Raw genomic sequence first — 13,553 nt, forward strand, 5'->3', positions numbered from 1 at the left:
CGCCCGTTGGCCGGCCAATGCTCACAGCAACCGGCATCAACTCCCGCCCCCACCAACGCGCTTAGCCTCCGGCGAGTGTGGCGTGCGGCCTCGCTCACCGTACACGGGCGGTCCGACAGCCCATCCAAGTAGCTATTCGCACAAGTTTGCTGATGATTTGTCAGGAATTGCTGACGAGCCTATGTTCCCTCCATCGCCCGTCTGGCGGCCCGCCCGATCTCGGCAGTGAAGGGCACTCGCCGCCAACTACTGGAAGCCGTCTCTTAGTTGTCGAGGAGGAGTAGCGCCTTGCCTTCGCTGCCCAGTTTCAGTGTGATGGCTTCGCCGTGCGTCCTGGTACGGATTCGCGCCGATGCCGACGACGGAGAGGTGACCGAGCTAGCGCCGGGCGCCCTCCCGGGCGGGGCCGTCCAGATGAGCGTGCGCCAGGTGCTGGTGGCCGCGCACCTGATTGCTGACCTGCAGGTACCGCATGTTGCCGTCGAAGCAGCGCTGCGGCGGTTCCTGACTGCTCTGGCCGTGCGCGTGACGGGGCTGGACGTGCCGGACGAGTACGAGTGGCAGGACCTGCAGCAGGCCCTGCTGCTGGCCGGCCGCTTCGATGCGGCAGCAGTGGACTGCTACCTGGAGCAGTTCCCGGGCCGGTTCGACCTCTACGACCCGGCAAGGCCGTTCCTCCAAGACCCGCGCCTGGCTGCCGAGTGCACGAAGGCCTCGGCGCCGGGACGGTTGGCGATGACCCGCCCGTCGGGCAACACGCAGCCGTGGCGCAGCCGGGTGCCGCAGGAAGTTCCGGTGGCGTCGGCGGATGCGTTCGGGTGGCTACTGGCGTGGCGGGACTACGGGCCGTGCGGGATGGCGGCCTTGCGCAGTCACGGTGGGCAGAGCACGAAGTCGTCGAAGGCGGGGCCCAACCGGCGCACGGTCTCCTACTTCCCGGTGGGCGAGAGCCTGTTCACGTCGCTGGTACTGGGGTGTCCGCCGCCGTCGCGGTGGCCGCAGCTGCCGGGTGAGGACTTGGCGCCGTGGGAGCGCGAGGAGCTGCCGGATCCGCTGGCTCCCGTCGCGGCGTGCGGGCCGGTGTCGTTGCTGACGGGCCGGGCGGCTCACTCCGTGCAGCTGGCGCCCGGGGTGGCTGGCGCGGAGACGACTTCGTGCTGGATCGCCTGGGGTACGCGCACCGATCTGCCGACGGCCGTCGATCCGTTCACCATGACGACGTCGGCGGGCAAGGCCCGGCTGGCGAACGCTGGCCGGTCGCTGCTCCGGGACTTCGACGCGCTCGCGCACGCGAAGGACGCATCGGCGAGCGCCAAGGTGTCGAGCGTGCCGCCGGTCTGGCTGAGCACGTTCGCGGACCTGCCGCCGAAGGTCTTGGACGTCCTCTCGGACGTCCGGGTGCGGGTGCTGGGGTGCCAGCAGGCTGCGCAGGCCGGCGGCATGGAGCACTGGTGGGCCGAGACCACCCCGGTGGCGGTCGCCCCGTACCTGCCGTCACGGGATCCGCAGCGGTCCGCGCTGGTCTGCCGGACCCGTAAGGCCGCCGAGGACGCTGCCAAGTCGCTCGGCGCGGCGCTGCGGGCCGTGTGGCGGGACATGGGCAGCAACCCGAAGCAGAACGCCTGGACGGAGTCGGCGGACGCCGCGTTCTGGGACCGGGCAGAGGCGCCGTTCTGGGCTGCGATCACGGCCGAGCCCGCGGTCGAGGACGCCGTCGAGGACAGGGCGCGGCCCTCCGGTCCGGGTTTTCGCCGGATCGCGCTGCAGGTCTACGACGCCGTGACCGCGCCGCAGGCCGCCACGGTCGACGGCATGGACCCGATCGCCGCCCACCGCCACTCCATCATCTCCCCTCCCGCTCCCCGCCGTGGAAAGGCCGAACCCGTGACCGCCGACACCGCGCCCGCCGAGCCGCCCACGGCGACGGCCGCTTCCAGCCGTCCCAGTCCGCTGGAGGTGTTCGACGACTTCCTGCGTCTGGTCGCCAAGGTCTGCTCGACGTCCGGCGGCCGGGCCCGGCTCGCCGACGGCCTGGCCTGCGACCTGACCGAGGGCGCCCCGTTCCACCTCGTCGAGGCGCTGCTGGACGCCGAGCCCAGCGACCGCGTCCGCGTGTCTATCGTCGATCCGCGGCAGGCCCGGCTGTTCATCCTGATCGCCTGCCTCTACGCCTTCCATGACGCCCCGAACCCCAAGACCGCCGGAAAGCGCAGGCCCCGGCCGCCGCGGCCGGGCGTTCTGCGGCACAACCTCGGCTGGACCTACCGCGAGGCGGCGAACCGCGGCATGCGTGCGGGCAACGCCCGCGACGCGCTGCTCTCCCTAGCCGGCCTCGAACTCGACGACCTCGTCCTCACCCTTCCCGGCGCGATCAGCCAGCTGCGCTCGCAGAAGGTCCCCGTCACCTGGTCCGTGCTCCTGCGCGACCTGACCCGCTGGCCCCGCCACGCCGATGCGATCCGCCTTGACTGGATCCACGCCTTCCACCCCGCCACCGCTTCGAAGGAGAACGCCGCATGACCACCACCAAGGACGCCGAGGCCACCACGGGCACGGTCTTCGACCCGGCGCAGACGGTCCACGTCGACGTCCACCTCATCCAGTCGTTCCCGTACTCCAACCTGAATCGCGACCGCCAGGGCGCGCCGAAGACCGCCTCGTACGGCGCGACGGTGCGCGGGCGGCTGTCCGCGCAGAACACCCGCCGCCACACCCGCACCGATGTGGAGAAGACCCTCGGTGTCCGGGCGCTGCGCACCCGGCAGGTGCCCAAGGAGGTCGCGGCGATCCTCGCGGAACGCGGATGGGACGCGCAGGAGGCCCTGGCCGCCGCCCAGATGCTCATCTACTGCGCCCACGTCAAGGGTCTGGGTGTGGCGGACAACGGCGGCACCAACGCCCTGCTGTTCCTGCCCGAAGCGGCCCTCACCGACTTCGCCGACCTCGCGGTGGCCGAGCGCGAGCAGCTGGCGGGGGCCCTGGCCAAGGTCGAAGCCGAACTCGCCAAGGCCAGGAAGAAGCGGCCCGCCAAGAGCAGCGACACGGCCGACGTCGACGACCAGGCCGAGGCGGACGAGGAGGACGAGGAGGCGGAGTCCGCCGCCGGCACCGTGATGGCCAAGCACGCCCCGAAGGAGCTGAAGGCCCCGGTGCTGGCGATCCTGCGCTCGCGCAACGCCGCCGTCGCCGCCTACGGCCGCATGCTCGCCAACGAGGCGGAGTCCAGCGTCAACGGCGCCGTCCAGGTCGCCCACGGCCTGACCACCCACCGCCTGTCGGTCCAGGTCGACTTCTTCTCCGCGGTCGACGACGTCCTCACCGGCGGCACCGAGACCGGCGCCGGACACATCGGCGACCAGCGGTACACCACCGGCGTGTACTACCGCTACGCCTCGCTGAACTGGCACGAGCTGGTCCGCAACCTCGACGGCGACGAGGCCACCGCCCGGGAGGTCCTGGAGGCGTTCACCCGCTCGTTCATCACCACCGTGCTGCCGGCCAAGGGCAACAACACCGCCGCGTTCACCCTGCCGCACCTCGTCTACACCGCGGTGCGCACCGACCGTCCGATCAACCTGGTCGGGGCGTTCGAGACCCCGGTCCGGGCCGCCGAAGAGGGCGGCTTCCTGCCCGGTTCCCTCACCGCGCTCGGCAAGCACGCCGCGGCCACTGACCGCTTCCTCGGTATCAGGGGACGCGCCTTCCACGCCCACACCGGCCTCACCGACGACGACATCCCGGCCCTGGGCAAGCGCCTGGGCGGCCTCGACGACCTCATCGACGGCATCACCGGCGCCATCGCCGACCTCGGCACGCCCACCAAGTAGCCCTTCCTGCACCTCTGTTCACGGGGTGCCCGCCGCCCGCCGGCGGCCCGGGCACCCCACCCCGTCGTCCTTGGAGGCCCCGATGACCGGCATCCTCGCCCACATGTCCGCGCCTTGGCAGTCCTGGGGTCTGCAGGCCGAACACAACATCCATCCCACGGAGAAGCACCCCACCCGCGGCGCCCTGATCGGCCTGATCGCCTCCGCGATGGGCCGCTCCAGCGATCACCCCAACCCCGACCTGCAGCACCTGCGCTTCACCATCCGCATCGACCGCCCCGGCGCGCGGGAGGTCGACTTCCACACCATCGGCGGTGGCCTGCCCGCGTACCTAGCCGTGCCCAAGGCCGAGGGCGGCCCCCGCGACGAGGGCACCAGCACCATGGTCACCGAACGCGCCTACCGCGCCGGCGCCGCGTTCACCGTGGCCATCACCGGCCCCGCCGACACCATCGCCCACGCCGCCCACTCCCTGGCCAACCCCGTGTACGGGCCCTATCTGGGACGCCGCTCCTGCCCGCCCGACGTGCCGATCTTCCTCACCACCCACCCCGACCCCGTCGCCGCCCTCGACCACCTCCCGCTGCACCGCCCCGCCCCCGCGCCCTGGGACGAGCGCCAGGGCGTCGGCTTCGTCTACGACACCGCCCCCGAACCCGGTGCCCGGCCCGACCGCCAGCTGCGCGACCAGCCCCTGCCCGGACGGCACTTCACCGACCGCGACGTGTGGTACCGCACCCGCCACATCCCCGCCCCGGACGCCGGCCTCGGCACCGCCTACCTCACCGCCCTCACCGACTACCTGGAGAACGCCCGATGACTGCCCTCACCGAAGGCCTCCACCTCGCGCGGCTCTCCCTCAACCCCTACTCGCAGGAGGCCCGTGACGACCTCAAGGAGCGCGGCTCGCTCCACCGCCGCATCCAGGCCCTCTTCCCCGATCAGCTCGGCTCCGAGCCCCGCGCCGCCGCACGCATCCTCTTCCGCCTGGAGCGCACCGAACAGTCCGCCACCGTCCTCATCCAGTCCTCGATCCCCATCAACCGCAACGCCCTGCCCACCGGCTACACCAACGCCGACGTCGGGTACCGCGACCTGACTCCGCTGCTGGACTGGGCCGGCACCGGCCGCATCGTCCAGTACCGCATCGACGCCCACCCCGCCCGCGCCGTGCGGGCCCCGCACGAACCGGGCGTCGCCCGCCCCCGCGGCAAGCGCGTACCCCTGCAGGGGCAGGACGCCATCGACTGGTGGCACCGCCAGGCCACCCTCGCCGGACTCCAGCCCCACGTCGTCCTCGACCTTGAACAACCCGCCGTTACCGCCAACCGTGACAGCGGCAAGCGGATCTCCTACCGCGTCACCCGCTTCGAAGGCACCGCCACCATCACGGATCCCGACACCCTCCAGGAAGCGCTGCGCCAGGGCATCGGCCAGGGCCGCGCCTTCGGCCTGGGCATGCTCTCCATCGCCCCCAACCGCGCCTGACCACCCCGCCCCGGAGAACGACCAACGTGCCCGCACCGCTCGACCCTCGCTTGCCCGCCAAGGAACACGGCCTCAAAGAGCCCTACCCCACCGGCTGCCACGCCCTGGACGCAGGCGCCATGGCCGAACGCCTGTGGAACACCTACCTCACCCCCGCCCAGCGCCGCGTCATCGCCACCGGCTGGGGCCTGACCGACGACCAGGCCCGCACCCTGGTCGTCTTCCTCGCCGCCCTCCACGACCTCGCCAAGATCAGCCCCACGTTCCTGCGCCAGCTCGGAGACGCCGACCAGCTGACCGGCATTCCCGGCTACCCCGCCGCCCCGCCCGGCGAGCGCCTGCGCCACGACCGCGGCGTCCACCTCGCCCTGCCCGACCTCCTCCACCGCACCCACCAACTTCCCCTCGACGACCGCCCCCTGCGCCTGGTCGCCCACCAGCTCGCCCAGATCCTCGGCGGCCACCACGGCCTGTGGCATCCGGCCCTCTCTCACCTCGGCAACCAGCTCACCTGCCCCCTCGACGCCGCCCCCGGCCTCGGCCGCGACCAGTGGGACACCCAGCGCGAAGCCCTCCTCCGGCTGACCACCGACCACCTCGGCGACCCGGTCATGCCCAACCGGGTCGCCCCCGCACCGGCCGCCGTCCTCGTCACCGGCACCGTCATGCTCGCCGACTGGCTCGTCTCCCAGATCGGCTGGATCCGCGCCCGCCAGCGCCAGTGGAAGAAGAACCCCAGCGACTGGGCAGCCCACCTCGCCGCCGCCCGCCGCGCCGCACCCCGCGCCCTGCGGCGAGCCCAGCTCACCACCGCACCCCGCCCCAAGACCACCGCCTTCACCGGCCTCTTCCCCCACCTCGACGGCCACCCGCTTCACCCGCTCCAGGACGACCTCGAACAGCGCCTCGCAGCCCTCATCAAGAACGGTGGGCCCGGCCTCCTGCTCGTCACCGCCCCCACCGGCGACGGCAAGACCGAATCAGCCCTACTCGCCAGCGCGATTCTGTCCGCTGCCAGCGGCGCGGCTGGCCCCTGCGTCCTGCTGCCCACCATGGCCACCACCGACGCCATGTGGAAACGCCTGCGCGACCACTGCCTCCACCTCGCCGCCCTCACCGGCCGCCGCCACCCCACCGCCCTCCTCCACTCCGCGGCCTGGTACCACGCCGACTACAACCCCGCCGGCGACACCGCGCACTGCGACCACGCCACCGTCGACGAATGGCTGCGCGGCCGATACCGCGGCCTGCTCACCCACGCCTGCGCCGGCACCTGGGACCAGGCCGCCACCGCGGTCCTCGCGGTGAAGTACAACGCCATGCGCTGGCTCGGCCTGTCCCGCCACGTCGTCGTCATCGACGAAGCCCACGCCTACGGCGCCTACGAGCACTACCTCACCGCCCGCCTCCTCGAATGGCTCGGCGCCCTCGGCACCCCCGTCGTCCTGCTGTCCGCCACCCTCACCGGCCGCACCGCCGCCAGCCTCATCAATGCCTACCGCACCGGCCAGAACCCCAAGGCGGTACCCGAGAAGATCCAGCCCGCCTACCCCGGCTGGTCCTACACCGACGCCAACGGCACTACCACCGTGTCTCGCGACGACATCCCCTCCAGCCGCGCCCACCAGCTCACCATCACTATGCCCGACGCCACCCCCGACGACGACCCCACCGCCGGCAGCCGCACCCACGCGCTCCTCGACGCCCTCGCACCGCTACACGACACCCACACCGGCAGCGCCCTCGTCGTCTGCAACACCGTCGCCGCCGCCCAGGACACCCACCAACTCCTACGCGCCACCTGGGGAACCGGCCCCGACACCCCCCGTCTGCTCCTGCTCCACTCCCAACTGCCCGCCCACCGGCGCACCGCCATCACCCGGCGCATCGAACGCTGGACCGGACGAGGCCGCACCCGGCCCAATCGCCCCTTCGTCGTCGTCAGCAGCCCCGTCTGCGAACAGAGCCTCGACGTCGACTTCGACCTCGTCATCTCCGACCTCGCCCCCGCAGCCCAGCTCCTCCAGCGCGCCGGCCGCGGCCACCGACACAACCGCACCGACCGACCCACCTGGACCCAGCACCCCACCCTCGTCGTCCTCACCCCGCCTGGCGCTATGCCGCCCGCCTGGCTCCACATCTACGACAAGAGCCTGCTTCTCAACACCCGCCAGCAGCTGCGCGATCTCGATCCCACGAAGACCGGGACCGTCTCCCTCGCCGTGCCCCAGCAGGTCCAGAACCTCATCGACGCCGTGTACGCGGACGACTTCACCACCCCCGACGGACGCGCCCGCGAAGTCCAGGACCACCAGCGCACCGCCCAAGCCGCCATCACCGCCATCAACCCGCCCAGCAAGGTCCACGACCTCCACCTCCTCTCCGAAGGCCTTGTCGACGACCCCGCCACCCGCCTCGGCGCCGACAGCCTGCGCATCCTGCCCGTCTACACCCAGCCCGACGGCACCCGCTGGCTCAACCGCCGCTGCACCACCCCGCTACCCGAAACCATCAACCCCGACGACCTCCACACCATCCGCCACCTCATGAACCTCACCCTCCCCATCCGCGCCGACCTCCTCCAACACCACGACCCCGACACCGCCCCACCCCCCGGATGGCGAACCATCGGAGGCCTACGCCACCTCACTCTCCTCCCTCAACCCGCCACCTCAACAGGAACCCGCCCCTACCGAACCCCAACCACCACCCTCCACCTCCACCCCACCCTCGGACTCACCACCACCCGACGCTGACCACGTAAAGTCAGACCAGGCCCAAACCGCCCACGCTCCTTGATAAAAGAAACCGCAAAACCCACCCAACGCCGCAGGCCACGAAGAGTGTCCTCCGCCCGCGCGGAGGTTCGCCGTAGTCGACCAACCGGTCGCAGTCGTCGATCAGGTGCCCTCCGCCCGCGCGGAGGTTCGTCGATGTGCACGTGGGGCGCCCCGCGCCGCTGGAAGTGCCCTCCGCCCGCGCGGAGGTTCGCCATAGAACGCCTCCTGCTACGCGCTGACCATCGCGTGCCCTCCGCCCACGCGGAGGTTCGCCGGCGGGGGCCTCGGTGGGACTCCTCGGTGGGCGGTGCCCTCCGCCCGTGCGGAGGTTGGCCTGAGGAGGACGCGAAACCGATGGAGTGGTACCTGAACTCTCCTGTCAACGGCCTTGAAGTTCTCCCCGTAGGCGGCCATGAGTTCTCCCCGCTGGCGGCCACGGAGTCTTCCCCAACGGCGGCCAGTTATCTCCCCGCCGTGGATGGTGCTCGGGTCAGCTGAAGGGCTTCACCCCCTGGCCGGAGGTGGCCTGGGTCAGCCGGAAGCTGTCACCCTGGGTGACAACGATGTGGGCGTGGTGCATGAGCCGGTCGACGGTGGCCGTGGCCAGGGTCTTCGGCATGATCTCGTCGAAGCCCGAGGGGTGCAGGTTCGAGCTCACGGCCAGCGCGCGCCGCTCGTAGGCGGCGTCGACCAGCCGGTAGAAGCCTTCGGCGGCGTCCGGTGAGACGGGCAGCAGGCCGATGTCGTCGACGATGATCAGGTCGGAGCGGATGACCCTGGCCAGCGCGCGGGCGATGGAGTCGTCGGCGCGGTGGCGGCGGACGAGGGCGCCGAGGTCCTCGATGGTGAACCAGGCGACTGTCATCCCGGCCTCGACCGCGGCCTGGCCGAGCGCCTCGGTGAAGTGGCTCTTGCCCGTGCCGGAGGGTCCGCAGACGCAGAGGTTCTCGCGGCGCTTGACCCACTCCAGGGACTTGAGGGCGTCCTGGGTCTGGCGCGGGATGGAGGAGGCGGTCTCGTCCCAGTCGCCGAAGGTCTTGCCGGCCGGGAACCCGGCGCGCTTGCGGCGGGTGTGCAGGTTGGCGCGGTCGCGGCCGGCGGCTTCCTCGGCCAGCAGGACGCGCACGACCTCGGCGGGATCCCAGCGTTGGGCCTTCGCGGTGGGGATCAGGTCCGGGAGGGTGCGGCGGATGTGAGGGAGCTTCAGTCGCTTGGTGAGCTCGATGGCCTCGGCGAGTGGGTCGCCGTTGCTGCCGTGAACGGATCGGAGCGGGGTGGCCATCAGATGCTGTCCTCGTCGTCGGTGCTGGTGGTGCCGAAGCGGGCCCAGGCGGAGGTGCCGGGCTGCAGGCTGTGGTCCTCGCTCGCGCGGGTGGGCTCGGTCGCGGTCAGGCCGACCTGGTAGTCGAGGATGCTCAGCAGGTCCTTCTCGGAGAACCGGCCGGTAACGGCGGCGGTCCCGAGAGCCCGGTCGACCTCGGCGATGGAGTAGAGCTTGGAGAGCGCGACGGCCTCGGCCATCTTCGACTTCACGCGGCGGGCGCCCATGTTGCCTGCCTCGACCAGCCAGGATGCGGCGCCGGGGCCGATCATCAAGAACGCAGCCTCCTCCGCCGAGGTGGCTCGCGGGGTCCGGTCGCCCTCTTTGTCCTCGCGCGGCGGGTAGTGGGCGTCGTCGATCACCGGCGAGCCGGCCGCCCCGCGAGGGTGTCGGGCGACCTCCCGGGCGGTGCCGTCCGCCTCGACGGCGGTCACGACGAGCTCGTCGCCGTGGAAGCGGGCCCAGACCCGGGTGTCGATCAACTGGTGCGGGACCGAGTAGCGCACCGCCTCCACCGAGATCGTGGCGTCCCAGTTCACCCGGCGGGTGGTGCCGAACGCGACGGTGAACGGCTGCCGGGGCAGCGGGTGCAACCGGGTGCGTTCCTCGGCGAGCATCTCGACTGGCTTGCGCCTGGTCTCCCGGTGGACCCGGCCGTTGACCTCCTCGCAGAAGTCGCGGCAGGCCGCCTCCAGGGACGCGAAACTGCGGTATTCCTCAAGGAGGTTGACGTCCTTGGGGACCAGGTCGGCCTTGGCGATGCGAACGGTGGCCTCGCTGCCGCCCTTGCTTTCCGGATCGGCGGGTATGCAGGTGCGGATCGTCATGCCGTAGTGCCGGGCGACCTCGACGATCTCCGGATTGCGGACCGCGATCCCGGCGATGTGGTCGGTGGTGACCGTCTTCTCGTTGTCGGTCAGCGCGTAGGCCGGCACTCCGCCGATCCGCCGCAGCGTCGCGTCCAGGCAGGCGGTGATAGTCGGCAGCGTCTTGTCCCAGACCGGGATCACCACCCGGAACCGGGACCAGGCCAGCCACGCGCACCACAACGTGGCCTTCCGCCCGCCGATGACCGGCCCATCGCCCCAGTCCCACTGCAACCACAGGCCCGGCTCGGTGATCCACGGCCGGTAGATCCGCCGCTGCCCGGCCCTGAACTGGGCCTTCGCCTCGGCGACCGTGCGGCGGGTGGTGCGTTCCCCGCCGGTGAAGCCCATCGCGACGATCCTCTTGTGGACCACGTCCGCACGGATCCGCCCGCCGGAGCGGTGGACCAGCTCCTCGATCTTGGGCAGATAGACGTCGATCGCCCGGTCCCGGTGCCGGCGGGCCTCGGGCTCCTGCCCGGCCGCCCGCATCTTCACATAGCGGGCCACCGTGTGGTGGTCGCACCCGGCCAGCTCGGCCGCAGCCCGGTAACTGCCCGTGAGGTCGTACGCCTCCAGGATTTCCATGATCTCCCTGCTGTTCTTCACCCGGTCGAGCGTCGCCGACCAGGGACGGATGGGGCGAGCGGGGAGATATCTGGCCGTCCGCGGGGAATCCGCTGGCCATCAGTGGGGCCCTATATGGCCGCCTATGGGGAGCTTTTCATGGCCGCCGTCACTCTCCGTCGATGCGGAGGTTGACCGGCGCCGGATGTGACCTGCAACACCATCAGGGCACCCCCTTCGCCCGCATGGAGGTTGGCCGGGCGCGACCGACGCAGCCCCGGTCAGGTTCAAATCCTCTCCGCCCGCGCGGAGGTTGGCCAAAGGAATGGGGCGCACTGACCACCCACGTCGCATGCTCTCCGCCCCGGGCGGAGGTTGGACGTCGCACAACCACGCCCTTGGGATCTTCTTGTCGTGCCCTCCGCCCGCGCAGAGGTTGACCCTGGTCCATCGTGTCGCCGAGGTACTTCGCGGAGGTCTTCCGCCCGCGCGGAGGTTGCCCGATCGGCACGCGCGCGGGATCGCCCGCCCGTCTGTCTTCTCTGCCCGCGCGGAGGTTGGTCGACGACGCCGGTCAGCAGCAGCATCAGGGCGCCATGTTCTCCGCCTGCGCGGAGGTTGGCCGTTGGTCTTTGCGTCGCCCGCACCCGACTTGAGGTGCCCTCTCAGTCCCCCCGTAGGTGGGCCGCACCCGCAACTCGACTGGTGCGTCGGCACCTGGCGCCCTTTGCCCGCGCGAAGGTTAGCCGTTGGCCGGGTCCGCTAGGTAGTCCATCTCCAGGAGCTCTCCGCTGCGCGGAGGTTGGCCATCGTCGAGTGCCGCGAGGTACTCACAGCCGGGGCACTCTCCGCCCGCGCGGAAGTTGGTCGTCGCGCCTGGTCGCGGCGCTGACCGGTGTGTGGTGTTCTCCGCCCTGGCGGAGGTTGACCGGGGCCAGCGTCGGGTCGGCCCTCGAACAGGTCGTGCCCTCCGCCCACGCGGAGGTTGGCCGGAGGTCGGTCGCGGGGCTGAGCACTACGACCTGTGCTCTACCCCCGCGGGGAAGTAGAGCCGCCAGGATCATCAGGTACATGGCCGCCTCGTCGTTCTGTCCGCCCGCACGAAGGTTGGTCGCGCTGGGTGTGCCTGCGCCACCCGGAGTTCGGGTGTTCTCCGTCCGTGCGGAGGTCGAGCGGGCGGGACGACGAAGTTCACGACCCTCGGGCAGGGCTCTCCGCCCGGGCGGAGGTTGGCCGCCCATCGGGCCGCTGACCTTCATCTCGGTCTCGTCCTCTCCGCCCGCGCGGAGGTTGACCGGACATCCGGGCGCTGGACAGCACGGTGTCCTCGTCCTATCCGCCCGCGCGGAGGTTGACCGTCGTCGGGGTACGGATTGTTCTCGGAGACGACGTCCCGCCCGCGCGGAGGTTGACCGTCCATGAAGAGGGTGCGCATGACCTCGGGCTTGTCCTCTCCGCCCACGCGGAGGTCTTCCGAGCCTCGGCGAGCGGATCGGGGAGATCGTCCGGTCCTCTCCGCCCACGCGGAGGTCTTCCGTTCTTGGCCGGGCTTGGCCGAGCGGCCCCGGGGTCCTCTACGCCCACGCGAGGTCTTCCGGCGGTCATCACGCCGTTGGTGCTGGGGGGGTCGTCCTCTCCGCCCACGCGGAGGTCGGCGCACCAAATCAGTTAGATGCCGGGCGGCTCCGGGTCCTCTCCGCCCGCTCGGAAGTTGGCCGTAGGCGTTCGCGAACTGATGCGTCCCAACGACGTGCACTCCGCCCACGCGGAGGTCTTCCGTCCTGCTTGGCCTTGGTGCCGATGTGGTTGGAGTCCTCTCCGCCCATGCGGAGGTTAGCCGACGTAGGTGGACGTGACGTTCGGTGCGCCCAAGTGCCTCCGCCCGCGTGGAGGTTGGCCGGAAGGCGGCCTCCTGAAGTTCGCCGAACAGGCATCCTCTCCGCCCACGCGGAGGTCGACCGAAGGTGGTCGGCTGGCCCGAGAACAAGGTTCAGTGCCCTCCGCCCTCGCCAAGGTCCATCGCCGAGGTGCCCCACGCCGATTCGCCGGTGCCGGTTCCCTCCGCCCGCGCAGAGGTAGGCTCGCCAGGATCATCAGGTACATGCCTGCCTAGTCGCGCCCCCGCCCGCGCGGAGGTTGGCCGATCAGTCGGCAGGAGCAGGGCAAGGGCCTCATGTCCTCTCCGCCCGCGCGGAGGTTGGCCGAGGTGCCTGGTCGCCGGTCGGGTCGTGATGCAGTCCTCTCTGCCCGCGCGGAGGTCGGCCGCAGTCGAAGACGTAACCACTGTCGGCGGCGCAGTCCTCTCCGCCCGCGCGGAGGTCGGCCGTGGGTGATCACGGCATCGAACCGCTCGCGCAGGTACCCTCCGCCAGCGCGGAGGTTGGCCACGTAGCGAGCTGGCGGCCAGGTGGATCAAGAGGTCCTCTCCGCCCGCGCGGAGGTTGGCCGTCGTCCCGGAACGGCGAGCCGAAGTCTCCGAAGCCTGGTGCTCTCCGCGCTCGCGGAGGTAGGCCGGACACGATGGCCGCGCTCGGCATCGTCCAGGACGTGCTCTCCGCCCGCGCGGAGTAAGCCGCAAACCGGATGGTCGCGATCTGTTGAGGAAGGTGTGTCCGCGATCTCCCAACCGTGACCCTCTAACGGTCGATGAAAAGTGACCCCTTCCGTGGTCAGGTGATCAGGCTGGCTCCGTGGGGAGTCAGGA

Annotated in this window: 7 protein-coding genes; 5 read left to right on the forward strand and 2 right to left on the reverse strand. The window is 71.3% G+C overall.

The window, feature by feature from the left end; genetic code table 11:
• Positions 1–288 precede the first annotated feature (288 nt).
• From casA to cas3, 5 genes are all read left to right on the forward strand, one after another.
• Positions 289–2,520, forward strand: a complete 2,232-nt coding sequence (gene casA / locus ACFXAM_RS03840) for a type I-E CRISPR-associated protein Cse1/CasA (protein WP_380287393.1) — start codon at positions 289–291, stop codon at positions 2,518–2,520.
• The gene (locus ACFXAM_RS03845; protein ID WP_380287394.1) at positions 2,517–3,827 is read left to right on the forward strand and encodes a type I-E CRISPR-associated protein Cas7/Cse4/CasC; all 1,311 of its coding nucleotides are present in this window, start codon (positions 2,517–2,519) and stop codon (positions 3,825–3,827) included. Before casA ends, ACFXAM_RS03845 begins: the two co-directional genes overlap by 4 nt.
• Before the next feature lie 82 nt (positions 3,828–3,909).
• Positions 3,910–4,647, forward strand: a complete 738-nt coding sequence (cas5e, locus tag ACFXAM_RS03850; RefSeq protein WP_380287395.1) for a type I-E CRISPR-associated protein Cas5/CasD — start codon at positions 3,910–3,912, stop codon at positions 4,645–4,647.
• Entirely contained in the window at positions 4,644–5,315 is a 672-nt protein-coding gene (cas6e, locus tag ACFXAM_RS03855) for a type I-E CRISPR-associated protein Cas6/Cse3/CasE (RefSeq protein ID WP_380287396.1), read from the forward strand. The genes cas5e and cas6e overlap by 4 nt, the downstream gene beginning before the upstream one ends.
• A gap of 50 nt (positions 5,316–5,365) precedes the next feature.
• On the forward strand, positions 5,366–8,071 hold the full coding sequence (gene cas3, locus ACFXAM_RS03860; protein ID WP_380287397.1) for a CRISPR-associated helicase Cas3': 2,706 nt from the start codon (positions 5,366–5,368) through the stop codon (positions 8,069–8,071).
• A 514-nt stretch (positions 8,072–8,585) separates the two neighbouring features.
• On the opposite strand, the gene istB is transcribed toward cas3, so the two are convergent.
• Positions 8,586–9,377 (reverse strand): IS21-like element helper ATPase IstB, encoded by a 792-nt coding sequence (gene istB / locus ACFXAM_RS03865; RefSeq protein ID WP_380287398.1) that lies wholly within the window; start codon positions 9,375–9,377, stop codon positions 8,586–8,588.
• Positions 9,377–10,891, reverse strand: a complete 1,515-nt coding sequence (gene istA / locus ACFXAM_RS03870; protein WP_380287399.1) for an IS21 family transposase — start codon at positions 10,889–10,891, stop codon at positions 9,377–9,379. Before istA ends, istB begins: the two co-directional genes overlap by 1 nt.
• Positions 10,892–13,553: the final 2,662 nt, after the last annotated feature.

Origin of the sequence: Kitasatospora sp. NPDC059462 (assembly GCF_042749955.1) — a bacterium.
GTDB lineage: Bacteria > Actinomycetota > Actinomycetes > Streptomycetales > Streptomycetaceae > Kitasatospora.

What these genes read in the sequence shown, in the direction of transcription:
- ACFXAM_RS03845 (WP_380287394.1), top strand. Translation starts at nt 2,517, where the DNA reads ATGACCACCACCAAGGACGCCGAGGCCACCACGGGCACGGTCTTCGAC.
- cas6e (WP_380287396.1), top strand. Translation starts at nt 4,644, where the DNA reads ATGACTGCCCTCACCGAAGGCCTCCACCTCGCGCGGCTCTCCCTCAAC.
- istB (WP_380287398.1), bottom strand. Translation starts at nt 9,377, where the DNA reads ATGGCCACCCCGCTCCGATCCGTTCACGGCAGCAACGGCGACCCACTC.
- cas5e (WP_380287395.1), top strand. Translation starts at nt 3,910, where the DNA reads ATGACCGGCATCCTCGCCCACATGTCCGCGCCTTGGCAGTCCTGGGGT.